The 23,971-nt window shown below is 33.0% G+C and carries 30 protein-coding genes and 1 tRNA gene; 15 read left to right on the top strand and 16 right to left on the bottom strand.

The window, feature by feature from the left end:
• Positions 1-648 precede the first annotated feature (648 nt).
• Positions 649-721: transfer RNA gene (locus WKI77_RS04740), tRNA-Pro, on the bottom strand.
• 31 nt (positions 722-752) lie between these two features.
• Positions 753-1,358, bottom strand: coding sequence for an FMN-binding negative transcriptional regulator (locus tag WKI77_RS04735; protein WP_337860678.1), 606 nt, complete (start codon positions 1,356-1,358; stop codon positions 753-755).
• Positions 1,359-1,468: 110 nt separating this feature from the next.
• On the opposite strand from WKI77_RS04735, the gene pgk reads away from it, so the two are divergent.
• From pgk to ftsY, 3 genes are read left to right on the top strand one after another with little or no spacing between them, the layout of a single operon-like run.
• Positions 1,469-2,707, top strand: coding sequence for a phosphoglycerate kinase (gene pgk, locus WKI77_RS04730; protein ID WP_337860677.1), 1,239 nt, complete (start codon positions 1,469-1,471; stop codon positions 2,705-2,707).
• The gene (gene pfdA / locus WKI77_RS04725) at positions 2,708-3,109 is read left to right on the top strand and encodes a prefoldin subunit alpha (RefSeq protein ID WP_337860676.1); all 402 of its coding nucleotides are present in this window, start codon (positions 2,708-2,710) and stop codon (positions 3,107-3,109) included.
• The gene (gene ftsY, locus WKI77_RS04720; protein ID WP_337860675.1) at positions 3,109-4,044 is read left to right on the top strand and encodes a signal recognition particle-docking protein FtsY; all 936 of its coding nucleotides are present in this window, start codon (positions 3,109-3,111) and stop codon (positions 4,042-4,044) included. Before pfdA ends, ftsY begins: the two co-directional genes overlap by 1 nt.
• Here the strand turns inward: ftsY and WKI77_RS04715 are convergent.
• A complete protein-coding gene (locus WKI77_RS04715; protein WP_337860674.1) occupies positions 4,036-4,710 on the bottom strand; it encodes a helix-turn-helix domain-containing protein in 675 nt (224 codons plus the stop codon). The two genes, ftsY and WKI77_RS04715, sit on opposite strands and share 9 nt — an antisense overlap.
• A 261-nt stretch (positions 4,711-4,971) precedes the next feature.
• A complete protein-coding gene (locus WKI77_RS04710; protein WP_337860673.1) occupies positions 4,972-5,448 on the bottom strand; it encodes a hypothetical protein in 477 nt (158 codons plus the stop codon).
• A gap of 101 nt (positions 5,449-5,549) precedes the next feature.
• Between WKI77_RS04710 and WKI77_RS04705 the strand changes: the two genes are divergently transcribed.
• Complete coding sequence (locus WKI77_RS04705) at positions 5,550-6,482, top strand: pyridoxal phosphate-dependent aminotransferase (RefSeq protein WP_337860672.1); 933 nt, start codon at positions 5,550-5,552, stop codon at positions 6,480-6,482.
• Positions 6,483-6,486: 4 nt separating this feature from the next.
• Here WKI77_RS04705 and WKI77_RS04700 read toward each other — a convergent pair whose 3' ends face one another.
• From WKI77_RS04700 to WKI77_RS04685, 4 genes are read right to left on the bottom strand one after another with little or no spacing between them, the layout of a single operon-like run.
• Positions 6,487-6,939 (bottom strand): YbhB/YbcL family Raf kinase inhibitor-like protein, encoded by a 453-nt coding sequence (locus WKI77_RS04700; protein ID WP_337860671.1) that lies wholly within the window; start codon positions 6,937-6,939, stop codon positions 6,487-6,489.
• 37 nt (positions 6,940-6,976) lie between these two features.
• Positions 6,977-9,007 carry a heavy metal translocating P-type ATPase gene (locus WKI77_RS04695; protein WP_337860670.1) on the bottom strand — a complete coding sequence of 677 codons (2,031 nt, stop codon included), beginning with the start codon at positions 9,005-9,007 and terminating at the stop codon, positions 6,977-6,979.
• 4 nt (positions 9,008-9,011) lie between these two features.
• Positions 9,012-9,146, bottom strand: coding sequence for a YHS domain-containing protein (locus tag WKI77_RS04690; RefSeq protein WP_337860669.1), 135 nt, complete (start codon positions 9,144-9,146; stop codon positions 9,012-9,014).
• Positions 9,147-9,206: 60 nt separating this feature from the next.
• Positions 9,207-9,704, bottom strand: coding sequence for a TRASH domain-containing protein (locus WKI77_RS04685; protein ID WP_337860668.1), 498 nt, complete (start codon positions 9,702-9,704; stop codon positions 9,207-9,209).
• Between the two features lie 117 nt (positions 9,705-9,821).
• Here WKI77_RS04685 and WKI77_RS04680 point away from each other — a divergent pair, with 117 nt between their 5' ends.
• On the top strand, positions 9,822-10,145 hold the full coding sequence (locus WKI77_RS04680; RefSeq protein ID WP_337860667.1) for a hypothetical protein: 324 nt from the start codon (positions 9,822-9,824) through the stop codon (positions 10,143-10,145).
• Here the strand turns inward: WKI77_RS04680 and WKI77_RS04675 are convergent.
• Both WKI77_RS04675 and WKI77_RS04670 read right to left on the bottom strand, forming a co-directional pair.
• Positions 10,125-10,949 carry a twin-arginine translocase subunit TatC gene (locus WKI77_RS04675; protein WP_337860666.1) on the bottom strand — a complete coding sequence of 275 codons (825 nt, stop codon included), beginning with the start codon at positions 10,947-10,949 and terminating at the stop codon, positions 10,125-10,127. The genes WKI77_RS04680 and WKI77_RS04675 overlap by 21 nt on opposite strands.
• A 1-nt stretch (position 10,950) precedes the next feature.
• Positions 10,951-11,283 carry a twin-arginine translocase TatA/TatE family subunit gene (locus WKI77_RS04670; protein WP_337860665.1) on the bottom strand — a complete coding sequence of 111 codons (333 nt, stop codon included), beginning with the start codon at positions 11,281-11,283 and terminating at the stop codon, positions 10,951-10,953.
• A 108-nt stretch (positions 11,284-11,391) separates the two neighbouring features.
• On the opposite strand from WKI77_RS04670, the gene WKI77_RS04665 reads away from it, so the two are divergent.
• Genes WKI77_RS04665 through WKI77_RS04645 form a run of 5 tightly spaced genes read left to right on the top strand, consistent with a single transcriptional unit; the run spans position 11,392 to position 14,383 of the window.
• Positions 11,392-12,438, top strand: coding sequence for a ubiquinol-cytochrome c reductase iron-sulfur subunit (locus WKI77_RS04665; protein WP_337860664.1), 1,047 nt, complete (start codon positions 11,392-11,394; stop codon positions 12,436-12,438).
• A 9-nt stretch (positions 12,439-12,447) separates the two neighbouring features.
• Positions 12,448-13,641: a cytochrome bc complex cytochrome b subunit gene (locus WKI77_RS04660; RefSeq protein WP_337860663.1), complete on the top strand. Its 1,194-nt coding sequence runs from the start codon at positions 12,448-12,450 to the stop codon at positions 13,639-13,641.
• On the top strand, positions 13,628-13,822 hold the full coding sequence (locus WKI77_RS04655; RefSeq protein WP_337860662.1) for a hypothetical protein: 195 nt from the start codon (positions 13,628-13,630) through the stop codon (positions 13,820-13,822). Before WKI77_RS04660 ends, WKI77_RS04655 begins: the two co-directional genes overlap by 14 nt.
• Position 13,823: 1 nt before the next feature.
• The gene (locus tag WKI77_RS04650; protein ID WP_337860661.1) at positions 13,824-14,162 is read left to right on the top strand and encodes a hypothetical protein; all 339 of its coding nucleotides are present in this window, start codon (positions 13,824-13,826) and stop codon (positions 14,160-14,162) included.
• A complete protein-coding gene (locus tag WKI77_RS04645; RefSeq protein ID WP_337860660.1) occupies positions 14,159-14,383 on the top strand; it encodes a hypothetical protein in 225 nt (74 codons plus the stop codon). The genes WKI77_RS04650 and WKI77_RS04645 overlap by 4 nt, the downstream gene beginning before the upstream one ends.
• Here WKI77_RS04645 and WKI77_RS04640 read toward each other — a convergent pair whose 3' ends face one another.
• Positions 14,384-15,325, bottom strand: a complete 942-nt coding sequence (locus WKI77_RS04640; protein ID WP_337860659.1) for a CoA transferase — start codon at positions 15,323-15,325, stop codon at positions 14,384-14,386.
• A 41-nt stretch (positions 15,326-15,366) separates the two neighbouring features.
• A complete protein-coding gene (gene proC / locus WKI77_RS04635; protein ID WP_337860658.1) occupies positions 15,367-16,152 on the bottom strand; it encodes a pyrroline-5-carboxylate reductase in 786 nt (261 codons plus the stop codon).
• A gap of 128 nt (positions 16,153-16,280) precedes the next feature.
• Here proC and WKI77_RS04630 point away from each other — a divergent pair, with 128 nt between their 5' ends.
• The 3 genes from WKI77_RS04630 (at position 16,281) to WKI77_RS04620 (ending at position 17,510) form a co-directional block, all read left to right on the top strand.
• Positions 16,281-16,553, top strand: a complete 273-nt coding sequence (locus WKI77_RS04630) for an AAA family ATPase (protein ID WP_337860657.1) — start codon at positions 16,281-16,283, stop codon at positions 16,551-16,553.
• Positions 16,525-16,887, top strand: a complete 363-nt coding sequence (locus tag WKI77_RS04625; RefSeq protein ID WP_337860656.1) for a hypothetical protein — start codon at positions 16,525-16,527, stop codon at positions 16,885-16,887. Before WKI77_RS04630 ends, WKI77_RS04625 begins: the two co-directional genes overlap by 29 nt.
• Positions 16,888-17,033: 146 nt before the next feature.
• Positions 17,034-17,510 (top strand): AAA family ATPase, encoded by a 477-nt coding sequence (locus tag WKI77_RS04620; RefSeq protein ID WP_337860655.1) that lies wholly within the window; start codon positions 17,034-17,036, stop codon positions 17,508-17,510.
• A 783-nt stretch (positions 17,511-18,293) separates the two neighbouring features.
• Here the strand turns inward: WKI77_RS04620 and WKI77_RS04615 are convergent.
• Both WKI77_RS04615 and WKI77_RS04610 read right to left on the bottom strand, forming a co-directional pair.
• A complete protein-coding gene (locus WKI77_RS04615) occupies positions 18,294-18,689 on the bottom strand; it encodes a hypothetical protein (RefSeq protein WP_337860654.1) in 396 nt (131 codons plus the stop codon).
• Positions 18,690-18,696: 7 nt separating this feature from the next.
• The gene (locus WKI77_RS04610) at positions 18,697-19,680 is read right to left on the bottom strand and encodes a homoserine dehydrogenase (RefSeq protein ID WP_337860653.1); all 984 of its coding nucleotides are present in this window, start codon (positions 19,678-19,680) and stop codon (positions 18,697-18,699) included.
• Positions 19,681-20,079: 399 nt separating this feature from the next.
• Here WKI77_RS04610 and WKI77_RS04605 point away from each other — a divergent pair, with 399 nt between their 5' ends.
• Positions 20,080-20,457, top strand: a complete 378-nt coding sequence (locus tag WKI77_RS04605) for a DUF302 domain-containing protein (protein ID WP_337860652.1) — start codon at positions 20,080-20,082, stop codon at positions 20,455-20,457.
• A 469-nt stretch (positions 20,458-20,926) separates the two neighbouring features.
• On the opposite strand, the gene WKI77_RS04600 is transcribed toward WKI77_RS04605, so the two are convergent.
• Together WKI77_RS04600 and WKI77_RS04595 are read right to left on the bottom strand one after the other, a co-directional pair.
• Entirely contained in the window at positions 20,927-22,141 is a 1,215-nt protein-coding gene (locus WKI77_RS04600; RefSeq protein ID WP_337860651.1) for an MFS transporter, read from the bottom strand.
• Positions 22,142-22,150: 9 nt separating this feature from the next.
• On the bottom strand, positions 22,151-22,894 hold the full coding sequence (locus tag WKI77_RS04595; protein WP_337860650.1) for a sulfite exporter TauE/SafE family protein: 744 nt from the start codon (positions 22,892-22,894) through the stop codon (positions 22,151-22,153).
• Between the two features lie 173 nt (positions 22,895-23,067).
• Here WKI77_RS04595 and WKI77_RS04590 point away from each other — a divergent pair, with 173 nt between their 5' ends.
• The gene (locus WKI77_RS04590; protein ID WP_337860649.1) at positions 23,068-23,730 is read left to right on the top strand and encodes a hypothetical protein; all 663 of its coding nucleotides are present in this window, start codon (positions 23,068-23,070) and stop codon (positions 23,728-23,730) included.
• Positions 23,731-23,971 lie beyond the last annotated feature (241 nt).

Raw genomic sequence — 23,971 nt, 5'->3', positions numbered from 1 at the left:
TAATTTTCGCTTTTTCTTTCCAGAATTCGTCAGGCTCTTTTAATGATTTCTCATATTCCGTAAAATATTTGGACATATGGGCATTATATTTTTCGTCCATCGGCAAAGTTTTTTCCATATTAAATATACATTATAATACTATTTAACAATTGTTATAGAGACATTATTGATTGATATATTATAACGATTTTATGTGAACATGTTTACCATTGTACTTAGTGATATAATAAAAATATATATAGTTAAATTTATATATATTACACCATTATGTTAAGATGAGTAATAATATTTCCAGTAAATGACAACAGTGTAAAATAGACAATTAAGGAGAAAAGGCAGCCGATAAAACTGAAAAATATTTGAATTGTGCCTGTTCAATCTATCATGATCCGGACAATATATCATACAAAATTATAAACTGATTCTCAATTACCATTGATATTTAAGCACATTTCATTGGTTTAAAAGCTCATGTTAGATTTCTCAATATAATAATCTATTCTAATTAAATATATACCCGATAATTGATTCACGGAACTTGCCATATTATTTTATTATCAGTTTAATATCAAAAAATTTAATTGCTATTTAACAGTGAAAACCTTTACATTTCAGCCCTGAATAAAATAAATTTAACATAACTGTTATTGGGTCTGCCCGGATTTGGACCGGAGTCTCCAACTCCCGAAGCTGGAAGGATACCATACTACCCCACAAACCCTGGGTTCTTAATCATAAAACGGTATAAAAAGTTATTTTCTTATTTCGCCTTTCATGTAATGTGCAATGAGCCTTGCATCTTCATCACCAATATTCTGAAGATTGATTATTATGTTCTCCATATCTTCTGGGCGGTTCTGGCTCAGTTTGTACTTGCAGGTAATTTTGTTTATTTTAATTCTAAATGCAACAATCTGCAAAACCATTTTAGCATAATAATCTCTTTTATCGTTTCCCTGGACTGCCCATTTCTGATCATAAAATTTTGAAAGTTCAAGCAAAAATTCTTGAGTTTCTTCGGAATTCATGATCTCTAGAATCCCATCAAGGCGCACAGTCATATAGTCCCATGTTGGCACAGAGTCCCGATCCTTATACCATAAAGGTGAGATATAATGGTGTGGGCCAGTAAATAAAACAGCTACATTCTTATTTTTTGCATGATACCACTGCATATTTGCCCTGGCCATGTGCCCTTTAAGAGTTAGGTTATTTTCAGAATTATCAAGCAATAATGGTATTTGAGTATTGTATATTTCATCCTTATAAATACTCAAAAGCATTCCAAAGTTATTTTTATCGATAAAATCAAGAATCTTTTTCATATCGTCAATTTTAAATTCACGTGGAATATACATATAAAGAAATATTGCCATATTATAATAATATGTCTCATAGCTGATAATAAGAGCAATGAAATAATATAAAAATAAAAAAATAATCATATACAACTTATTCATTATCTTGTATGGGTAATTTTCCGTTTTATACAATGGACGATTTTGAATTCAAGGGAAAAAGAGTATATTTAAGAATAGACATAAATTCTCCATTGAATCCAATAACAGGTGAAATTGTTGATGATTCAAGATTCAGGCATTATCTAGATACGATACATGAACTTAACGATTCAAAGGTTGTTATTGTAGCCCATCAGGGAAGGCCTGGGGACAGTGATTTTGTAAGTTTGAAACAGCATGCCCGGCACATGGGCAGGCTTCTTGGGAGGGAAGTAAAATTTGTAGATTCAATGATAGGAGCACAACCAGAAAGAGCCATAAAAGAAATGAAGGATGGAGATATTATAATGCTGGAAAACTCAAGATTTTACAGTGAAGAACTTCTGATAAAAAATATTGATGCAGAACAGGAAAACACATATATTGTAAAACAGCTGTCAAAACTGTTTGATTATTATATTATAGATGCTTTTCCGGCAATACACAGGGCACAGACCACACTGACAGGGTTTCAAAACGCTGCACCAAATATAGCAGGAAGGCTTATGGAAAATGAAATAGGGAATATTGAAAAATTTAAAAATTCAAAGGTTCATCCAAAGCTTGCAATAATGGGCGGCGCTAAAATATCTGATGCAATAAAAGCTTCAAGGCCTTTTCTGGAAAAACATATTGTGGACAATATAATATATGGAGGTGTGGCAGCAAATATATTCCTCTGGGCATCTGGAATCGAAATTGGAAAGAAAAATAAAGAATTTATTCAAAAGCAGGACAATAATTATAAATTATTGCTGGCAGAATGCAAATCATTATTGTCATCATATAAAGATCATATTTTTCTTCCGGAAGATTTTGTGCTTAACCCATCTTTAAAAGAATGGAAAATCGATGAAGACATTCCGGATAATGAATTGCTTGCCGATATAGGCCTTAATTCCATAAAAATATTCAGTAAATTAATCGAGAATGCAAAGAATATATTTCTAAATGGGCCAATGGGCATGTACGAAATAAATGATTACTCATTCGGAACCAGAGAAATATTTAATGAAATTTCACAGGCCACTGCTACAAAAATTGTTGGAGGCGGGCATACAGTAAATGCCATTAATGAATTTGGGCTTTCAAAATCCATAGGATATATTTCAACAGGTGGCGGTGCCCTGATAAATTATTTATCCGGTGAACCTATACCAGTTATAGAATCCCTTATTAAAAACAGGGAAAAATTTGGTGGTATGTAAATGGCAGGAGAAAATGAATTAATGGAACAGCTTGAATATTTAAAAAACTTAATAGAGAATATAGATTCCAGAACAAATCTTTTAGGTAAAACATTAGAAGAATCTACTGAAACTCTAAGTCTGCTAAAAGACAATGATTATAAAAATTCTACAGATATGAAAATATCTATTGGATCAGGATTATTTTCAAAGGCTACTCTGGATACAGAAAAAATTATAGTGCCTGTAGGCTCCAGCGTATTTATTGAAGAGGAGAAGCAAAAAACAATCAAGCGCCTGGAAGACAATATGAAGAGCCTGCAGGATACATACAATAATTTAATCAGGCAAAAGCAAACAGCCCAGAATAATTACGATGCAATTGTTTATTCATTGCAGAGAAACCAGGAAGGAAATAAATAATGTTTGACAAGCTTAAAAAGAAATTCTCCGATATATTTTCAAAAAGCGATATTCCTGAAACCGATAAAACAGTTGCCAGTAAAGCAGATTATAAAAAGGAAGAACCAGAAAAAACGATAAAAAGGGATGAACTGGAAAATACAATTGAAGAAACACTTCTTGAGGCTGATGTTAGCTTCGATGCCACAGAGCAGATTATTAATAATTTAAAATCAAATCTTGGCAAAGTAAAAAGAAAAATTGATTATGCCTCTGTTGAATCGGAATTAAAAGATGTAATCAAACAGATTATAAATGCCAATAATTCAAATGCAATTGATATTTTATCTGTTGAAAAAAAACCGTTTGTTATATTATTCCTGGGCATTAATGGAACTGGCAAAACAACAACAATAGGAAAAATGGCATATTACCTTAAAAATCATGGCCAAAAAGTCGTACTGGCTGCGGCTGATACTTTCCGTGCCGGTGCTATTGATCAGCTAAATATACTGGCAAATAATGTTGGTGTTGAAATCATAAAGCACGACTTTAAAAGTGACCCGGCATCCGTTGCATTTGATGCAATAGACCATGCCAGGGCAAGAAAGCTTGATTATGTCCTTATAGACTCGGCAGGGAGAATGCACACAAATAAAAATCTGCTTGATGAAATGAAAAAAATCAAGCGTGTTGCAAAACCTGACCTTACAATACTTGTTCTTGACGCCATGATTGGGCAGGATGTAATAGACCAGGCAAACACGTTTTCCAGTGAAATAAGCTATGATGCAGTAATCGTTACAAAACTTGATACTGATGCTCGAGGCGGTTCAATAATCAGCATTTCTGCAGGAATTAAAAAACCTGTAATTTTTGTAGGCATAGGCCAGAACATGGAAGATATTATTCCATTCAATGTTGACTGGTATTTAAATAAAATATTTTCATCTTAACCTGTTCATGACTTCTGATATATCTTTATGATCCATATCGGTCCTTATAAGTGGGATATTTTCAATTTCTGAAAGTTTAATTGCGAGTTCATCAACATTTCCAGGTTTAATATATACAACTGCAGCTGGCTTCAGTGGATGTGCCCTGATTGCGATCATCGGACTTCTGCCGAATGAAACATCGGTAATGAATATAATTCTCTGGCTTGACCAGCCATATAATTTTGTATATTCGGCATATGAAAATTTAAGTATTGCTTTTATTCCATCTATCATTGTATATCCTCTTATGTTCCTTTTAAGATCTGCGGTAGAACATGAAGTCCCATGTATTTTTGCCATAATATACCTTAACTCAATGTCGTGGTCATAATCTTTTATATCAAGAAGAGCATCGGAAGGTATTCCACTATTGTATCTCCTTAATAAATGCCCTCCTCTTGATTCATCTATTTTTATCAGTGCATTCACTATCTTTTTTATCGACGTGGCCCCTGGAGATTTTCTCCTTCCGGATTCATAATCACTTATTACAGATGGCGAAACATTCATGAACTTTGACAATTCCATTTGAGAAATGCCAAATTCTTCACGCCATTTTTTAATTGTTGTTCCTGGCATATCTGATACTGTAATTTCTCCAGCTATTTTCTCACTTATCTCCATATTATATAATTGCAATATTGAATAAAAATATATGCATTCGATTATAATTTAAACCGACTTCACTAATTAATGACATTTGATGGAAATTAAAAGATATTAAAGTGATAATGGTTAATAAAATTATATGAATTTTTCAAAGTTTGAATTGATCTTTAATATAAAATGGGATTTTCATGGACTCTCATTAATCTTAATTTTATAATTTTGATGTGTTTTCTTATATATAGTTATTCTAAATCCATATTTTGGATCAAACATGATTCAGTTATTGTGCCTCCCATGGGTTATAAAATAACCAAGGAATATTCCCCAGACTGCGCCGAAGAATACATGCATGGTATAATAAAAAAAGGTAGATGGAAGATAATATTTCTCATATACATATAGATGAAGCAAAAATATATTTACAGGCAAACTAAATAATATAAGTATTAAAAAGCCTGCCAATATGCCTATTCCAATACCTGTTCCCATATTTTTGATTCTCAATGCAATTACATAATATGATATTATGGCTGCAAACATCCCAACCACTGTTCCTACAAGAAAATGCAATAAAATGCCATATAATGTACCATAAGAACCTGAGATGCCAAGAACCCTTTCACCTATTGCTGTGAACTGATAACCGGGAGGCAGGAAAACAATAAAATCGAATATATAAAACATGATTGCTTCGAATATTGCTGCAACGAAGCCGGAAATGATTCCATAATAGATATATTTTTTACTGGACATAGTATATGATTACAGCAAATTACTTAAATTGTTACGGAAAAGGAAGGATAATTTAATGTAAATAACTCTAAATTAATATAACTGATAAACAATTCACTATTATGGAATGTGAAACAATAAACTGGCTTAATATGCATCATGGAAAATATGAACTTTCCCACAGTGGAATGTCAAATGTTTTTGATATAAAGGCGTATTTTAGCAGGGCTGTGCCAGGTCATGAAAATGATCTTAAGCAAGAAATAGCAGGACTTCATAACACTGAAGCTGAAAATGTTGTGCTTACTCACGGGGCCACTGAAGCCTTTTCAATGGTTCTTTATCATTTAAGGTCGAAATATAACACTTTCAATGTTAACAGGCCAGAATATGAAATGATTTATAAGACTCCGAAAATATTTGGATATAAAAATGGCAATGAAGTATTTGTTGCCAGCAATCCCAATAATCCCACAGGCACAATTTCTAAATTGCCCGAATATTTTACATGCATTATAGATGAAACGTTCATGGAATTTGTTGATAATTTAAGCAATTACAGATATGAAAATGGATATATTGTAAATACATTCACAAAGGTCTATGGCGGCGGTGACCTCAGGCTTGGATATATAATTGCTCCGGATAAAGAAGAAGCAATGAAGATTGAGGGATTTAAAGGCCTTATAACCGAGGATGTATCAACTTTTAATGTTTCCATTGGATATGAAATCTTGAAAAAGCATGATGAACTGCTTGGAAATGTCAAAAATATTATAAACCAAAATCATAGAGTTCTCATAAAAGATAAAAGCAAACTAAAATTTTATAATGGCATGGATCCACTTAAACTGCCTGTATCATTTGTGGATTACTCTTACTATACAGGCAAAAATTCTGATTATATAAGCGAAGAACTTGCAAAAAAGGGAATAATAGCCATCCCTTCCAAATATTTCGGCATCTCTGGGCCATATTTAAGAGTATGCATAACAGGAGAAGATTTCCCCGAAGCATATGCAGCACTTTTAACTGCACTGGAGGAAATGGAATAAATTGTTATTCTCTGCTAAAAATCGCATAAAATTCCGCTTCTGGAGTTAGTTGAGCCAGAATTGCATATGCATTTTCAGCATCTATTTTTTTCCTGCTGACTGCTTCCTTCGTTCTATATATCTTAATAAAGTATCTATGGTCTCCATCACCTTTTGGCGGGCATGGGCCACCATATCCGGGCTCTCCAAAATCATTTATTCCCTGGTAATAGCCATCTTCAGTTATTTCCTTTTTTTCTATATTTTCTTCAAGTATTGCTGAACCGGCAGGAATATTATACAAAATCCAGTGAGTGAAAAGGCCGGAAGGTGCATCCGGATCATTCATAATTATAAAATAATAACCCTCTTCGTTTCTGTCCTGTATTTCTATTTTTGGCGATATATTTTTGCCTCTGCATGTGTATTTATCCGGTATTCTGCGCCCTTCAGAAATTCCTATGACTCTGAGTTCCATAATTAATGATACATTATATACTTATAAATTTAACTGATTACTGAGATAAGGCGCGTATTCCACTTTCCATGTGTTTTTTCAGGCGCAATGAATTCAATACCACTGTGGTTGAACTCAAACCCATTGCAAGTGCAGCAAATATGGGCAAAACATAATATATGCCAAGACCAAGAAGAGGCACGAGAACGCCGGCTGCAACCGGAATCAGTGCAGAGTTATATCCTATTGCCCATCCTACGTTTTGCTTTATCTTTTTAATTGTATATTTTCCAATAAGTATGCTGCCCATAATATTTTTTAAATCGTTGTTCAGCAATATTATATCTCCACTTGCTGTGGCTATATCTGAACCTGAAGCCATAGCAACGCCAACATCTGCAGTTTGCATGGCAATTGTATCATTTATGCCGTCACCGGCAAACAGCACATATCTGCCCTTATTTTGCTGTTCCTTGACTATTTCTGCTTTTCCTTCAGGCTTAACTGAACAGTAATATTCTTTTATTCCTAATTGCTTTGCCAGCTCTGTTGTATTTTCTTCTGCATCACCTGTCACTATCAGTACATTAATATTGTTTTTTAATAAGATTTTAATGTCTTCTTCCACGCCGTTCCTTATTGTATTCTTTGTATCCAGCAAAGCAAATTCCACGCCATCGACTAATAGAGATATATGGCCTCCAACACGCCTTGCTTCTACAGTTTTCCCATTGTATTTGCCAGTTACTCCGATTCCAGGTATTTCTTTATATTCAGAAATTGAAAGCTTTTCAGGGTTCATATTTTTTAAGTATTCAACTATTGCCTGTGCAACTGGATGGTTTGATCCTGCTTCAAGAGAGTACAGAAGCGATATGGCCAAATTTTTGTCGCCAACGGTTCGAAAATTCATAACCTCTGGCCTATTATCTGTAATTGTTCCAGTTTTGTCAAAAATTACAGTATCGATTTTGGATAATCGGTCTATTGAGCTGGAGTTTTTTATTACTATTCCATTCCTTGATGATTCATTGGATGAGATTAAAAGCGTAATTGGGGCGGCAAGCCCTATAGCACATGGGCATGCTATTACCACTACAGAAACGAATACCAGAATTGAAATTATAAAGTAAAGCGGATTGCTTAAAGATCTTAAATATAAATACCAGAATATTGCAGATGATGCTGCTGCTGCAAGCACAATAGGAACGAAATAGGATGAAAAAATATCGGCTATTTTCTGTATTTTGGCTCTTCCCATTGATGCCATCTGAATCATAGAATATATTTTGCTAACAGTAGAATTCTTTCCTGCGGCAGTCACTTTTGCTATAATAATTCCATTTATGTTTAGTGTTCCTGCTGTAATGCCTGATCCTGCCATTTTAAGTGCCGGTTCAGATTCTCCGGTTATCATCGATTCATCAACCTCTGAGGTGCCGTCAATTACCATTCCATCTGCAGGTATATTTTCTCCAGGCCTTACCTGAATGATATTTCCAGGTATTAGTTTATCAATTGGGCTATCCACTACATTTCCATCATTTACCAGATGCACATGGTCAGGAATTAATGAAAGCAGTGCATTTGCTGATGAGTTTGCTTTTTTCTTTGTCAGGCTTTCTATATAGCTGCCGGTCATTATCAGTGTTATGATAAATGCTGATGCATCATAATATGTGTAATGCACAGGGAATAAATTGGGGCTAATAGTAATTACAACCGAAAAGAAAAACGCGGTAAGTGTGCCGAGGCTGATTAAAAGATCCATATTTCCCATTTTATTTTTTAATGCAGCATATGCACCTTTATAAAAATCAAGGCCTGCATAAAACTGCACTGGCAGAACTAATAACAGTAAAACATAGTTCTTTAATGGAAAAATAAAAATATAATCAAGTACCATAATAGCAGTTGAAAATGGCCATGCAACTATTAATTTTAATTTGAGGTTTTTGCTTTCAGAATCAGGCTCATCAAATTTATCCTTGCAGCCCTGTGAACAAAAGTAATATCTTGTTCCGTCTTTATCTGAATATATTTTTGAATCACTGGAAACATACATTCCGCAAACAGCGTCTGTTGGCATAATTTTACCTTACATATTTGACTGGATTCTTTTCAAATTCGGCCTTGCATCCTTCCCTGCAAAAATAATATTTTTTTCCGTTGTATTCGCTTTCTATTTCTTTTTTTCCTTTCATTCCACATACTGGATCTGTTGCCATAGTTGCTTAATCCCTGAAGGCTATATAACAATTTACCGTGCAAATTGACTAAAAAATTAATCATTTTCTGGCATAATTATTTTCAATGTAGGCATCCTTGCATGTATCACAGCAAAAATAAAGTTTTTCTCCATGATTCTCAAGAATATGAGGTTTTCCTACAACTATGCCATTGCAGTAATCGCAGTATATATCGATCTTCTCCAGTGAATTATTTAAAACTCTCTTATTTGCTATGTTGATGTTTTTATATATTATATTATCAGATAATGCATTTTTATTCATTACAACAAAATAGTTTCCATTATTCAGTTTATAATATTCAATTACCTGATCCATATCAAGTTCCTCGATATTGCTGGTCTCAACTATAATATAAAGGCTGTTGCTCTGTTCTTTTAATCTAACTGTATATTTTTCAATGTAATTCTCATTCAACTTTCCGATAATTTTTGCTACAGTATTTCTGTTTAAAAGCAACGTTTTAGATATTTCTGAAACTGGCATATTGGAGTTTTCCATAAGTATTCTAAGAACTCTTGATTCATTCACACTCATATTATTATGCATATTTAATAAATACATATGTATTATATAAGCATAATGCCTGTTTTTTCAATTAAAAATTTTTAGAATATTAGGAAATATATTAATAATAATTGTATATAATAGTATATGAAAATTCAGATCGGAAAAGGCACACTGGATATTGATGAAAAAATTATAAACTTAACAGGAAATAAGGTAATATCTATTTCAATTGTTTCTGTTCAGGGTGCATGCACTGATAATATGTGTCCGTTGATCAAAAAAACAGTTTGCACTATTGTAGATAATTATATACTCAAAAATTCTTTTAAAGCAGAATATCCTGTAAAAATTGAAATAGCAGATGATGTTTATTATTCTATTGATAAAGAAAGGCAGAATGTAAAATTAAAAAGTTCTTTCAATAAAAAAATTGAAGTTAAAGGATTATCACTGGTCAGCGCTGTTTGAATATGTATTTTCGGTTTCCAATTTTTTCTCAGCTTTAACTGCAAAATGTATGCCAGCGAAATACAGTGCTATCATCGGTATTGCTATCACGACCATTGTGAATCCAGTAACTCCTGGGGAAAATATCATGCCATATATCAGTGAACCTAAAACTGCATACCTCCAGTTCTTCTTCCATGTTTCTGCGGTTACTATTCCAAATCTGCTCAGCCCCACCATAAATACAGGAATTTCGAAGGAAAGGCCAAATGCAATTGTATACATGAAAATGAAAGAAACAAAGCTTGATATCCCCATTGTAACGTCAGCACCGACTCCAATGTCAAAATCGGCGAAAACCCTGAATAGAATTGGAGCTATAAAATATATTCCAACAAAAGCACCAGCAAAAAAAAGCAAAGATGCGGGAATGATAATAGATCTTAAAAGTTCCTTTTCGCTGTTTTTCAAGGCTGGATCTATAAATTTTGAAACTTCAAATATTATTACAGGCATCGATATGATTAGAGAAATCGCCATGCATGTATAAAAATCTGCCATGACGCCGTCAACAGGTTTTAAAACCAGAAGTGTGGTACTGCTTGTAAGTGTATGTGCTTTGAGCAAAAATAGTACCTGTGCTCCTATGTTGTCAAATGGATCAGGATAAAGAAACAGGAAATGGTAACCAAATAAGGATATATACTGTATTCTGAATATGACGAATATTCCAAAAAGAATTCCAAAAACTTCCAGTATTTTTATTAATCTGTATCTTATTTCATCGGAATATTTTACCAGATAATTCAGTAATTCGTTTTCCATATTAATTTTGTTTCATTTCTGCTGCTACTGTTTCTTTGGCAGGCTCTTTTCCCAGTTTTGTGTTTATTTCCCCTATAATCTGATCTATTGTTTTGTCCTTTATGTCAATATTAAGGTCCTCTGCTATTTTCATATAGTTTATTTGATCTTTATTCACATTATTGGTGGAACTGGTACCATTTTTTAATTCATCCTCTATTTCTCTCTGCCCTTTTTTAAATTCACCTGTAGCCTTTCCAAGGTTCCTTGCCATTTCCGGAATCTTCTTTGTCCCTCCAAAAATAATCAGGGCAACTACAACAATTATCAATATATCCATATACGAATCAAACATTCAATATCACTAATTCATTATTAACACAATATTAAAAATAGGTTATCTTTTGATTGAACATATTCACAAAATTCAATAAACATTTAGAAGTAAAAAATATAAACATTCATGGCAAGTGATAAAAACTATATTCCTGAGCCGGAGAAGAGAGCATTCCTTAAGGGGGCTGGCCTCTCCATTGCGGCTCTTATGATTGGAGGCCTATCTATGGAGCGATATGTAGTTCCAAAGGACCGGGGCGTACCGGTAATGGATAATTTTCCTTTGGCAGCTCTTGAAGACCCAAGTGGAACCAGAATAACAACAACAGATGTAATTAATTACGCTGCTGCAAGCCCTAGTTCAACATCTTCTCCAATACTTGTATTCAATTATCCACTTCAGGATGAACCGAATTTCTTGATAGTTCTTAAAGGAGTTAAAGTTACAACACCCAAGACAAGCCCTTCTTCTGGTTATGCTCCGGTATCGCCATCAAGTAATGCACCGATGGATGGAATAATTTATACAAATTATAACGGGATAAATTATTCTATTCTTGCAGTTAGTGGAATTTGTCAGCACCTTGGCTGTGTTCCGCCTTTTCTTGACTACCATCCAGGAAAAAGCATACCTTTTGAATCGAAACTTATAGGATATCAGGCAAATGCACCCGGGACACCGGCACAGTGGCCTGACTACGGCTTAATATACTGCAAATGCCATGGAAGCCAGTACAATCCTTTATGGGGAGGAAGGAACCTTTACAATAATGGGCCAGCATCAAGCCCGGCAAACCATTCATTGCCACAGATTATGCTTGCAACAGATAGCAGCAACCGCATATATGCATATGGAATAAATTCTACTAACGCTGTTATAAGGACACATCTCCAGTTTCCTGGCGGTGAAACGTATGGGTCTCAGGTAAAGAGTGAGGATTTAACGGGCGGAACAGCAATAAGGACATCAAGAACACCGACAGTGTACCCTTCTACAATGCAAACAGGAGATATTACATCAATCAGTTCACCAAATTATACTCCGCTTACAACGTCTTCACTTGGATTAAACAGCAACAGTTCCGGGATAATACTTTACAGAACAACAGTAGTAAGCAACGAAGGAACATGGAAAGGTAGCTTTTCAGGCAGTACATCAAACAATAGCTCATAGGTGAATTAAATGGAAAAAGCTGAAACTAACAATTATAATATAACCGATCTAATGAAGGAAGAGAAGGATTTGCCAGACGGGTCGTATAAGCTGGGATTCAAATCAGTAACAAGCAGAGGATATAAGCTGGATGAATGGACCGGAGCATGGGTTGCAACAGCACTGATTTATCAGATAGTGTCTGGAATTGTACTGTTCTTTTATTACAGCCAGGTTGACCCGTATCATTCAACGCTGTATATCATATCTGATGTGCCTTTTGGTGCAATAATATTGACATCACATCTATATATGGCATATGCCATGATAGGGCTCGTATATTTTCATATGATGAGGCAGTGGTTTGTAGGTTCATATAAAGGCAAATGGAGATGGCTTCAGTGGATACTTGGAGTTGTATTGTTCCTGCTTACGATATTTACAGCAATACTTGGGTACATGCTTGCAAACACTGCAATAGCAATGGCAGCTGTCCATATAGGCATACTGTTTATGCAGAGAAGTGTTCTTGGCAGGATACTTCCAGGTGTACTCATAAACTGGCTTGAGGCAATACTCGTTGGAAATTATACTACTCCTGCACTGTTTTCACATCTGCTTGCTCTTCACGTTGCAGTATTCTCTGTATTGATGCTTGCAATATTTGGAGTGCATTTCATGCTGTTTGAAAGGTCAGGTCTGGCAAGCGAGAAGCCAAAAAAAGGCGAAATGATACCATGGTTTCCTACAAATTTACTGTATGCAGCCTTTTCTGGAATAGTTATGGTTGGTGTTATACTTATAATATCTGCAGTATTCCCACAACAATTGACTCTTGCTTATGGTTCGCTGGCCTATGGAACTTTTCCGGTGCCTGACTGGTATATAACTCCGGTATACAAATTAATGGATGTTGCAGGATTTGGATTGAGTACTGGTGGTGTTCCACTAATTATTGGAATGCTGATATTCATACTTATACTTCCATTTATAGACAGATACCACAATAAAGGCGTTCTCGAAAGGCCGTGGATTACTGCATTTGGGATATTCCTCCTGATAGGGCTTTCTGTAATGACTGTCTGGGGATATTCACAACCGGGATTAAGCCAGACAAGGTTGATGACAATGGATTTATGGTGGTCTATAACCTTCATATCGTTCATTACTGTATATGCCATGAGATTTGCAAAAAGGGATGGTGAGTTAAGTGAAAACAACTAATATAATTTATTTGATTGGAATAATTCAGCTTGTTGTGGTTGATCCTGTAATGTGGTATTTCACACAGGTTCATCCATTCAGGTATGAAAGTGCGTGGGCTATAACGCTGGTAATAAATCTGTTTCTGTTTGCCGCCATAATATTTTTGATGCTGCAGAGAACAATAAAAGCGAGGGTTTAAAATGGATAAAAAATCTATATATCTATACTATTATTCGATGATAATTTACCTGTTTGGTAGTGTGCCGTTTATTTTATATGCGGTTTTAATAAAGCCAATAGGAGCAATGTACAATGAAAAGCCATTTCAGATGATATCCCCGGTATTCGGAAACTTTGGCGTATATGAAGAAGGTTTGCTTGCCATAACTCTTGTGCTGGTAATATTATCTATAATACTTTTCGCCGTATCACTCATGCATAACAGATCCAAAAATGGAAAAATATCTACAAGGACCGTAATAGCTCCAGTAATATTGTATATATTTACATTTGCTGTAATAGGGGTGGCTTTAATATGATAAAAGAAACATTTGATAAAATGAAAAAAAGCTCGAAGTACATGATAGTAACAGGTATTGTATTTCTTATAATTTCTATTCCTACATTTCTGGACTATAATATGTTTACAAGATACAACGCAAATATAGGGCCTAATCAGATTGGAAGCTGGGTATCCTTCTTCTTTGCCTTTGTAGGCTTTGTGCTTCTTATAATGGGCTTCGGTCAGGAAGATATGTAATTATTTTATAGCCTTATTTTTTTTAAAATTTTCAATTTCAATTTTGCTGTAACCATTATTTTTAAGAATTTCAAATGTATTCTCACCATGTTTCGGGGATTCCCCAAAATTTAGTTCATGAATGATTTCATTTCTGTTTCTTATCCTTGAAACTGGAAAACAATATTTTCTTCCCATTTCTATTATTTGTTCGGATTTATAGCATAGTAACATATTTTCAATAGTAGAATTGATTTTAGGATCAAGCCTTCCTGTACTCAAATCTGGCCTTTTAATTGCCATTAAAAAATTATCCCAGAATTTCTGCTCAACACATCCAAGTGCTATTTTTCCATTTTCCGTGTTATAAATTCTGTAATTCGGGAATTCACCATTTAATGTGTTATTTTCTGCGAATAAGCTAAAAGAATTGAATAATAATGGAATATCGGACATATAAACTGTGATTTTAGAATAATCCTTATTTTTCAGATGATCAACTATTTCAAAGGCAGCATACATGCCTGAACCCGTATCTGCTATTTGAACTGGAAGTACATGATCAATTCCTGACAGGGCTGTAAAATTATTATCATGCCCGGGAAGTTCCGGATCGCTTCTATATCCTTTTATGGAACAATACACAAGTTCAGGATTGATTACAATTAGTTTTTCATAATTTATGCCAAGCCTTTCCGTTATGCCAGCCTTAAAATTTTCAATAAACACAGATGCATTTTTAATGATTTTATAAAATATATTTCTGCCCTCCTCCATTTTCATGTTTATGCTTATGCTTTTCTTGCCATGGTTCAAAAAATTGCTGGCACCTGTGGACAATTCATCCATATAGTCTCCTTTTTCAGTGTCTTCCAGTTTTATTATGTTATATCCTGCATCACATAATATTCTTGTTGCTATGGCCCCTGGCAATAGCCTGGTAGCGTCGATAACAGTTTCCATGTAAAATAATGGAGTAAAACTATAATAATATTTCAATAAATTTAATTTTTTGAATTCCTGCTCAGCTCCTGTGATCTTCTATATGAACCCAGTACTGCATTCATAATCCCTATTCTTGTGTTGGCCTTTTCCATTTCGTATAATCCTGCAACAGTGGTTCCACCAGGAGTCATTACTTCATCTCTCAGAGCTGATGCAGAAAGCCCTTTTTCTTTCATTAAAGCCATTGTATTTATGAATGTGTCTATTACAAGTTCCCGTGCCTGTTGCTTTGGTATGCCTGCAAGTATGCCTGCATTTATCATGGAATCTGCCATGACGGCTACATAAGCTGGCCCACTGCCGCTCAACCCGGTTACTGCATCCATATAAGCCTCGTCGATTGCAATTGCAGAACCAAAACCTTTTAGAACCTTTATTAAAACATTAATATGTTCTTTATCAAGTTCCCTGTAACTGTATGCTGTGACGGATTTCTGAACAAGCATTGGTATGCTTGGCATTCCACGGGCTACCATTGAATTTTTGAGTTTCTCCTGAATATGATTAAGAGTTACACCGGCCATAAAAGATATTACCAGCTTGCCTTTTGCTGCATCCTTAATTTCTTCCATTACAGAGTCAGATATTCCTGGCTTTATCGTTAAAAGGATAACATCGCCGTATTTTGCATTGTCAACATTATTGTCGAATATTTTGAACCTTCCATTATTCCATTTTTCAAGTTTTTCAAAAGATCCTGAACTGAGCGAAACTTCAAAATCGTTTTTTATGCCTTCTGCTATGGATTTCCCCACTGTGCCTGCTCCAATAATCGATGCTTTCATATTTTATAATTGAAGGGCATTATATTACTTTGTTGCTTGATAAAAAATCTGTTAAGGTAGTGTAAGTAATTTGCTGTAAAATTGATAACCAATATAATTATTTATAAATAAAAAATAAATGTCTTTATATGAATATCAGCAAGATTTCTATATCGGGATTCAAAGCACTCCAAGATATTAACTTTAATCCAGATAAAATTCATGTGATCATTGGAAAAAATAATACTGGAAAAACATCTTTGTTAGAGGCTATTTCCTTTACTTTCAATAATGATATTTTAAAAGAATATGATTCTGAAGATATGTCACCATCTGTAATTATTAATTATTACCTGAATAATAAAGGTAAAATTTCCTTAATGTTAACAGATGATGAACGGAATAACCAGTCTTTCATTTAATATCCCAAAACTTGAAATTATGAAAAAACACAAAGTTCAAGATATAGCTGAAAATTTAAAAGAAACAAACAAGTTTTTAATGCGTGATAAAGAGGTTAACAAAATAATAGAAATGTATCTCAGTGACAATAGCATGATAGAAAAATTAATTGATTCTGAGAAACAAAATAATATAGTTAATTCCTGTTTAGAGATCAAACGAGACGGCAAAAATACAATTATTTACAGTCAAAAATATAAAGATTTCATTATTAAATTAATAGATAAAGTTCTTGATATTAGAGATAAAAAAAATGATTTAAGAGTGTATTTGCATGTTATTTCTGAATCATGAATGCCCGCCGTCAAAATTTAACCACAACAAACATAAAACATAAATAAAATATAACCTTTATAAGAAATCCTTTAAATATACTAGATGGTAAAAACTTTAGTAATAATATCAGGAATGATCAGAATAAGGAAAGTTTGGCGTTAAAAATGGAGGAAATTATTAAAGAAGATAACCTTGGTCCCAATCTAAAAAGATTTAATTTTTACAAACTTGTATTATCCGGCATTCCGGAAGATGTTAGCATAAATACTATGGGAGATGGATTTAAAGTCCTTAATGGGCTATTGCTTAATATCTATAATCAGCCAGAAAACAGTGTGATTTTAATGGAGGAGCCGGAAGTACATATGCATCCTGGATATATTAACGAATTTATTAGATATCTTGTATATATTTCAAAATTATCTAATATACAATTATACATCACTACACACAGCATTGATTTGATACATGGATTTTTAGAAACCGAAAATTTTCCAGATGAATATTATAATTTTCTTAAGGAGAATTTATCTATATTAAAACTGAATAAAATCGATGATGAAGTTGTAATTAGTAAAATAAATTACAAGGAAGCTTATAACTCAATGAGCGACTTAATGCTTGATTTAAGAGGAATATAACTTGCATAAGATTATCTATTTAGTTGAAGGGAAATACGATGCGTTTTTTATAAAAAATATAATGCTAAATAACGGCTTTGCTCAAAAGGAGATAAACTGCTTTGATGCGAATAAAATCGTCTAATTGAAGCATAATAAGGAATTTAAAAATAGTGAAACTGCCGTAATTAATAACTTTATAAGACCAAATACTGAATATAAAGTTTTAATTAAAGTTAAAACTGGCAAATAAAATGTATATAAAGTTCTAAAAAATATATACTTGGATTTAATAAATATAAAAATTGTTACAATTTTCTATGCTGATATAAAAAAAATTATAAAGCGTTACATGTAAACAATAATAATATTAATAATAAAATTCAAAAACAACTTGCAATCAATAAAACCTTTAAAAAGGCTAAATTTCAATTCTTAGGTGTATATACAAAAAATAACATTTACAGGAAAGTAGAATTGCAGATTATAAAAAATCAAGCAGTGATCAAAAATCTATATTTTTGCTACTTCTTTAATTCACTTGAAGCAGAAATTAAAACAAAATATAAGACTCAAAAAATTAAAAATCAGGATATAATTGATTTTTCAGGTGACTTCACTGGTGATGACATATTTCTTTAAATTATTATACAATCAAGTTGTTTTTATATGATTCCATTTATTTATAAAAGATTTAGGAAGTGAGGAACAGGAGAATAATCTCTGAAATATTGTTATAGTTCAGCTATTCACAGAACCTGATGTCGAGATTTTCCGTTAGTAAATATAGTTTAATAAAAATATTTAATAGCTTATTTTTGCATACTGTGCTATGTTTCTATTATTAGCCATTATTGGGGTTATCATTGCGATAATACTGCTATCGTTGCCCATGTACTTTGCATCAATTGTAGTTGTCAATAAAAGGACTGCCAATTTTGGGAATGCCATAGCAGCCACAATAATAACTGCAATAATAATCATATTTATTGCATTTGTTCTCCATTTCATGTTTGCGCCACTTGCTGCCTTTGGCAATCTTATTTCATTCCTTTTAACACTTTTGATTCTTTTATATGCGTACAGTTCAATATATAATATTAGCCTTGGAAGAAGCTTTATTCTTGCAATAGCAGAAATAATTATGTGGTTTATATTCTTTTTATTTACTGGAATACTTGGAGCGTTTTTTATATTCATTTAAAATTTATGATAATAATAGTATATCATTTACAACCTGAGCTGCTGTTTCCAGTGGGCCGTCATGTTTTTCGAATACAGTTAAATCGTCATTATTGTCTGTTTGTTCCAGATAGCCCATTGATAATGCATCCATGGAAGCAAATGAATCGTTTTGCTTTATAGTAAATATTTTTGATTCAACCACAGGCTTTGAATCCGTTGTAATATGTGAAAGAACTCTATATATTTCACCAGAGTTTTTCATATAATTAAGGTTATCCAGATTTTCTATTCCCTCATATTCAACGTCTTTTAATGTATAGTCACGGCCGAGAAGGGCATTGGCTATTATAACAGTTTTTCTGGCCCCATCCATGCCATTGGTATCGTCATGGTAATCTGTTTCTGCGATTCCCATATTCTGTGCGGTTTTAATTGCTTCTTTAAAATCAACACCTGCTATTAATTGATTGAGGACATAATTAATTGTTGAACTTACCTGACCTTTAAATTCAAGAAGTTTGGATGATTTCAGTGAATATTTATTCAGGTTAAAAAGAGGAACTCCCCCACCAACAGCAGATTCGTACAATATTTTTTTCTTGTTTTTAATTGAAGATTCCATAATTTCTTTCCAGTGCAGTGCAAGAGGAGCCTTGTTTGAAGTTACTATATGCTTCCCACTTTCAAAGGACTTTTGATACATCTGCATTCCTTCCATGCCATCCTTTGTTGCAGGTGACATATCCACTATTATATGAGAATTTAAAGAATAAATTTCGTCTCTCTTTATTGAATCACCAAGTTCATCCAGTTCTTTTCTTTCTTTGTACATTAAAACTTTATCCAGATTAAGCCCGTTTTTGTCATAAATAGTGGTTTTTGAATCTGATACTGAAATAACCTTTATATCTGCACCAAATTTGCTTTTAAAATATTCATGATTTTCATTTAAAATACCAACAACAGCCTTTCCTATGTGCCCCAAACCAACAAGAGAAACTTCCATTATTGTTAATTCCAATGTATTTTATAAAACTTCTTATGTTCATCTTCGAAATAATTATCTTGAAACAAATTAATTTTTTATGATGCTATTATAGTTTCATAATATCACTGCTTTTTATATCTATTTATGTTCTGTCCACCAGGCCATTTACAGGATTGGCAAATTGATTTATGTTTATGTTCATATTTTTCTTTGAATTCCCTGCCCAGAACAATTCTATTTTCATAGATATAAATTGGCAATTGTTTTTCCTGTTAAATTGTATATAATGCCAGTATGATTAATACTGTAAAATATAAATGCCGAAAAGCCATTTATTATTCATTTCCTTGAACCATTTTTTAAAGTGAATTGTCCAGATTATAGAATTAATTAAATAGTATATTTTTATTTACTACTATGGAAAAGATAATATCTAAACAAAGCAAGTATAATTTCGAAGAAACCATTAAAGTGCTGAAAAACTATCTGGAAAGTAAAGATTTTAAAATATTATGCACCATCGATCATGCAGAAGCTGCTCATAAGGCAGGTTTAAATTTAGAAAATACAGTATTGCTTGTTTTTGGAAATCCAAAAGCAGGAACATTATTAATGCAGGATTCACGTTTTATGGGACTTGAATTGCCATTGAAATTATTAATATATGAAGAAAATAATAAAACAAAAATAGCATATTTCGAAATTGCCGAATACGATAAATTTAATCTAAAGGAGAAGGATATTTTAAAAAATATTGAAATTCTTTATAATAATATAGGAAAAGAGATTTCATAATTTATTCCCCAAATATTTTGAAGATATTTATTTTTATTATATGCGATATCCTGCCTCACTGGGTCTTGATTTGATATTTTTTTATATTTTTACATAACAATATGAGTGAACTGCGATGTAATATCTTTATAATGTATTTGAGATTGTAAAATAAAGAATAAATGTAAATTAAATACTGTCACAGGATTAATTGGAACCTGGCAATAATCTTTCCATTCTTCATATGAAAGTAAAATTACAACTTCTCTACATATGATTCCTGATTTATGGGATATCCTTTTCGTTCAATTAACGTGCATCATTTGGTTCCTGATAGGTGTTATTTGCCAATATGTGTGCAGAAAAACTATAGTGATCTAACAATTGATTTGGCATAAATGTTTTACATAATATTGTGCCCGAATATTATATTCAGGCACTGTGTTAATAGTATATACTATAACATAGCTATGAAATTGTTAAAAAATGTTTATTTCAAACCATTACACATAAGGTATGCATCATGGTCTTTCCTGAGAGATAACATTGCTATTATGCCAATTGCAGGTCCCAGAGATAATATGGAAAATGCCCAGTGCCATCCATACATTTCTTTTATAACTCCTATTAAATATATTGAAGCTATCGTAATCAGAAATCCAATTGCCATTTGAAATGTTAAGGCACTTCCTCTTATACTTTCATCTGCAAGTTCCGTAACTGCCGTCGAAAATTGCGCAGAATCTGCTATAACTGTTATCCCCCAGACAATACCTGCGATTATGGTAATAACTGGTATATAGCCATAAGTAAAACCTATTAATATTGAGAGAGTTCCACTGATTCCCATATAGATGGAAGTGGAGAACGTTCTTCCTATTCTGTCAGAAATTATTCCGCCAAGTATTGAACCTACAACTCCAGACATTCCGATAATTGCAAAGCTTGAAATCCCGGCTATGTACAAAAGTGACCTTCCTGAATAATAAAATGAGAAACTTGATATGAGAAATACTGGCATCCATGCCCACATTGCATAGAGCTCCCACATATGGCCAAAATATCCTGTATTGGCTTTCATCAAGGATTTATTTCTTATTATCCTGCCCACCATCTTAAATTCGAATTTATTGGCTTTTATTTTTTTGCTATAATTCTTAAGCACACTGTATACCAGTATCCCCCCAATAACGGAAAGTAAAGATGAAAATTCCATTAAATATTGCCAGTGACGTATAAATGGAAGGCTTAATATTGCATGGGGAAGCGCAGTGCCAAGTGTGAGCCCGGCTATAACAATGCCTATTGCCAGCCCTTTTCCACGGGGAAACCATGCAGATACAACCATTACAGATACTGGATATATCCCTGCCATCAATGCACCTGTTAAAAACATTAATATAAGCTCAATCACAAAATAGTGGTACATTACCACAAAAAGTATATTCATAAAAGCAGATAATATAGCAGATAAAGTAAATAAATATCTCGGATTAATAAGATCCGCCAGCCCTATAGATGCACTTAATAGGGAACCGAATACAAAACCTATCTGGACCATTAATGTAACCACTATAACATCGGCTCCACGAATCTTCCAGGTTACTGCAAGTTGCGGGGCAATTGCAGAGGCACTGAACCACAGGCTCATTACCATAAGTTCCGATATGCTCATTATTATCAATATAACCCATTTTTTGTTCATTTTAATCACCTATAATATTAATTGAACTGCGCCTATCAGGATAAATGTTATTCCCAAAATTTTACGCGTGTTTTCTGGTTTCAGCCGGTTTCCAATTTTGGCAAAATAATATCCGGAAATTATGGAAACCACACCAATTATTACAGATGCAAACAACAGAATCTTGCCGAAGACCAAATAACCCAGTGAGCCTGAGAGTGCTGAAATCGTCATGGAAAATGTGGCTGTGCCAACAGCAGTTTTTATATCCAGTTTCAGGACAATTAAGGATATTATCAAAAACATAATGCCACCGCTCGCTCCCACTATACCGGTAGCCAGACCTACTGGAATTGTAATTCCTATGATTTCAAGATAATTCAGGTTTACTGCCTTCTTATTTTGCAAATCTTTTTTCTTTAATAAACTGTATATACCGGTAAGTAAAATAAATACTGCAAAGGCATATTTTATATAATCCGGGGGAATAGAAAAGGCAATTCGTACTCCAATCTGGGAGCCAATAATAGCACCTATTATCATGGGCATGCCTTTTTTGATATCGACTTTGCCGTTTTTATAATATATAAATGCAACAATTGCAGATGTGATTACGTCAATCAACAGGCTTGTACCGATAGCATACTGTGGTACAACTGAATTGATTATAATCAATGCAGGAACAACTGCAACAACTCCGCTGGATCCCAGAATCCCCGTAAGGGAGCCAACAATTATTCCAAGAAAAATAAATTCTATTATTGAAATGTACATATATAGTAAATTGGATTATTATATATAAATTAGTCCTATTTGAGATTATTTTATATATTTAATCTTAAAAAATATATTTTAATATAAATTTAAGCATTCAATCTCTTACAGTGACTAATTGTTTATCGTATTCATATAAAATTATTCAAAACAAACATATTAAATACAAAAATATGATTAATAAATGGATGGACAGGAATTTATCAGAACATTACGTAAAAGTCCCTAAAAAGGGAAATATCACTGAAGATGTTTTTAAAGTCCTTGATGATATGAAAGCCTATGTATGGATGATAAATACCGGCATGGCAAATTACAATTCAATTTCAAGATTTATTCAGAAAGAGGTAAACAGGAGATATGGCTATTTACCCAAAGTTAACACTATTTCAACTATATTGAGAAAAATATACCATTCAAATCAAAATTCAAAACGTAATCCATTTAAAGCGATGAAAATAGAAATAATTACAGGTTTGTATTTAATTTCATGTGATTTTACAATAGAAAATATTAAAAAATATGTTCCTGTTTCCAGGGCAATTCGAATTATGCCTGACAATGGAATTATCTGGGTTATGACAAAAGACTTAAAAAATGTTTCAGGAAGCAATATCAAACAGTACGGTGAATATATAGAAATAAATATAATAATAGAAAATGGCATAGATGAAGATGAAGCTGTTCAGGCATTTTTAAAGATGGTCGCACTGAATTACATTAAAATATCGCAGTTAATGATTTCCAGGGACGGCTTTGAGTTCTTTATAGAGTCCTCATATTTTGATAATGTTGTGAAATTAATAGAAAACATTAGAAAAGGAAACATTCTTTAATATATAATTATTGGAATTTAAATATTAATACAGAATATGACATTATCCAAAATAGTACATTGTTGGTTTTTATTTATTAGGTAATAGGAATATTTAAAAAATTAAAAATCATATTAATTAAGATATTTATGTCAAAGCACGGATGCTGCAACAACAAGATCATCGTCGTCCACATTTATGAGCTTAACTCCAGATGAGACACGTGACTGTATTTTAATTTCATCAGAATTCAGCCTTATTG

This window comes from Ferroplasma sp. (assembly GCF_037442045.1).
In the GTDB taxonomy this organism is placed as follows: Archaea; Thermoplasmatota; Thermoplasmata; order Thermoplasmatales; family Thermoplasmataceae; genus Ferroplasma.
This window is presented reverse-complemented; position numbering and strand designations above follow the sequence as displayed.

Excerpts from the sequence above, each read along its gene's own strand:
- WKI77_RS04700 (WP_337860671.1), bottom strand. The coding sequence starts at position 6,939 with ATGGAACTCAGAGTCATAGGAATTTCTGAAGGGCGCAGAATACCGGAT.
- WKI77_RS04630 (WP_337860657.1), top strand. The coding sequence starts at position 16,281 with ATGAATATCAGCAAGATTTCTATATCGGGATTCAAAGCACTCCAAGAT.
- WKI77_RS04640 (WP_337860659.1), bottom strand. The coding sequence starts at position 15,325 with ATGGAAACTGTTATCGACGCTACCAGGCTATTGCCAGGGGCCATAGCA.
- WKI77_RS04695 (WP_337860670.1), bottom strand. The coding sequence starts at position 9,007 with ATGCCAACAGACGCTGTTTGCGGAATGTATGTTTCCAGTGATTCAAAA.
- WKI77_RS04660 (WP_337860663.1), top strand. The coding sequence starts at position 12,448 with ATGGAAAAAGCTGAAACTAACAATTATAATATAACCGATCTAATGAAG.
- WKI77_RS04595 (WP_337860650.1), bottom strand. The coding sequence starts at position 22,894 with ATGTACATTTCAATAATAGAATTTATTTTTCTTGGAATAATTGTTGGC.
- WKI77_RS04685 (WP_337860668.1), bottom strand. The coding sequence starts at position 9,704 with ATGAGTGTGAATGAATCAAGAGTTCTTAGAATACTTATGGAAAACTCC.
- WKI77_RS04645 (WP_337860660.1), top strand. The coding sequence starts at position 14,159 with ATGATAAAAGAAACATTTGATAAAATGAAAAAAAGCTCGAAGTACATG.
- WKI77_RS04615 (WP_337860654.1), bottom strand. The coding sequence starts at position 18,689 with ATGAATATAAAAAACGCTCCAAGTATTCCAGTAAATAAAAAGAATATA.
- WKI77_RS04715 (WP_337860674.1), bottom strand. The coding sequence starts at position 4,710 with ATGGAGATAAGTGAGAAAATAGCTGGAGAAATTACAGTATCAGATATG.
- WKI77_RS04680 (WP_337860667.1), top strand. The coding sequence starts at position 9,822 with ATGAAAATTCAGATCGGAAAAGGCACACTGGATATTGATGAAAAAATT.
- WKI77_RS04620 (WP_337860655.1), top strand. The coding sequence starts at position 17,034 with ATGGAGGAAATTATTAAAGAAGATAACCTTGGTCCCAATCTAAAAAGA.
- WKI77_RS04610 (WP_337860653.1), bottom strand. The coding sequence starts at position 19,680 with ATGGAAGTTTCTCTTGTTGGTTTGGGGCACATAGGAAAGGCTGTTGTT.
- WKI77_RS04710 (WP_337860673.1), bottom strand. The coding sequence starts at position 5,448 with ATGTCCAGTAAAAAATATATCTATTATGGAATCATTTCCGGCTTCGTT.
- WKI77_RS04670 (WP_337860665.1), bottom strand. The coding sequence starts at position 11,283 with ATGTTTGATTCGTATATGGATATATTGATAATTGTTGTAGTTGCCCTG.
- WKI77_RS04735 (WP_337860678.1), bottom strand. The coding sequence starts at position 1,358 with ATGTATATTCCACGTGAATTTAAAATTGACGATATGAAAAAGATTCTT.
- WKI77_RS04675 (WP_337860666.1), bottom strand. The coding sequence starts at position 10,949 with ATGGAAAACGAATTACTGAATTATCTGGTAAAATATTCCGATGAAATA.
- WKI77_RS04650 (WP_337860661.1), top strand. The coding sequence starts at position 13,824 with ATGGATAAAAAATCTATATATCTATACTATTATTCGATGATAATTTAC.
- WKI77_RS04705 (WP_337860672.1), top strand. The coding sequence starts at position 5,550 with ATGGAATGTGAAACAATAAACTGGCTTAATATGCATCATGGAAAATAT.
- WKI77_RS04625 (WP_337860656.1), top strand. The coding sequence starts at position 16,525 with ATGAACGGAATAACCAGTCTTTCATTTAATATCCCAAAACTTGAAATT.
- proC (WP_337860658.1), bottom strand. The coding sequence starts at position 16,152 with ATGAAAGCATCGATTATTGGAGCAGGCACAGTGGGGAAATCCATAGCA.
- pfdA (WP_337860676.1), top strand. The coding sequence starts at position 2,708 with ATGGCAGGAGAAAATGAATTAATGGAACAGCTTGAATATTTAAAAAAC.
- pgk (WP_337860677.1), top strand. The coding sequence starts at position 1,469 with ATGGGTAATTTTCCGTTTTATACAATGGACGATTTTGAATTCAAGGGA.
- WKI77_RS04690 (WP_337860669.1), bottom strand. The coding sequence starts at position 9,146 with ATGGCAACAGATCCAGTATGTGGAATGAAAGGAAAAAAAGAAATAGAA.
- WKI77_RS04590 (WP_337860649.1), top strand. The coding sequence starts at position 23,068 with ATGATTAATAAATGGATGGACAGGAATTTATCAGAACATTACGTAAAA.
- WKI77_RS04605 (WP_337860652.1), top strand. The coding sequence starts at position 20,080 with ATGGAAAAGATAATATCTAAACAAAGCAAGTATAATTTCGAAGAAACC.
- ftsY (WP_337860675.1), top strand. The coding sequence starts at position 3,109 with ATGTTTGACAAGCTTAAAAAGAAATTCTCCGATATATTTTCAAAAAGC.
- WKI77_RS04665 (WP_337860664.1), top strand. The coding sequence starts at position 11,392 with ATGGCAAGTGATAAAAACTATATTCCTGAGCCGGAGAAGAGAGCATTC.
- WKI77_RS04600 (WP_337860651.1), bottom strand. The coding sequence starts at position 22,141 with ATGAACAAAAAATGGGTTATATTGATAATAATGAGCATATCGGAACTT.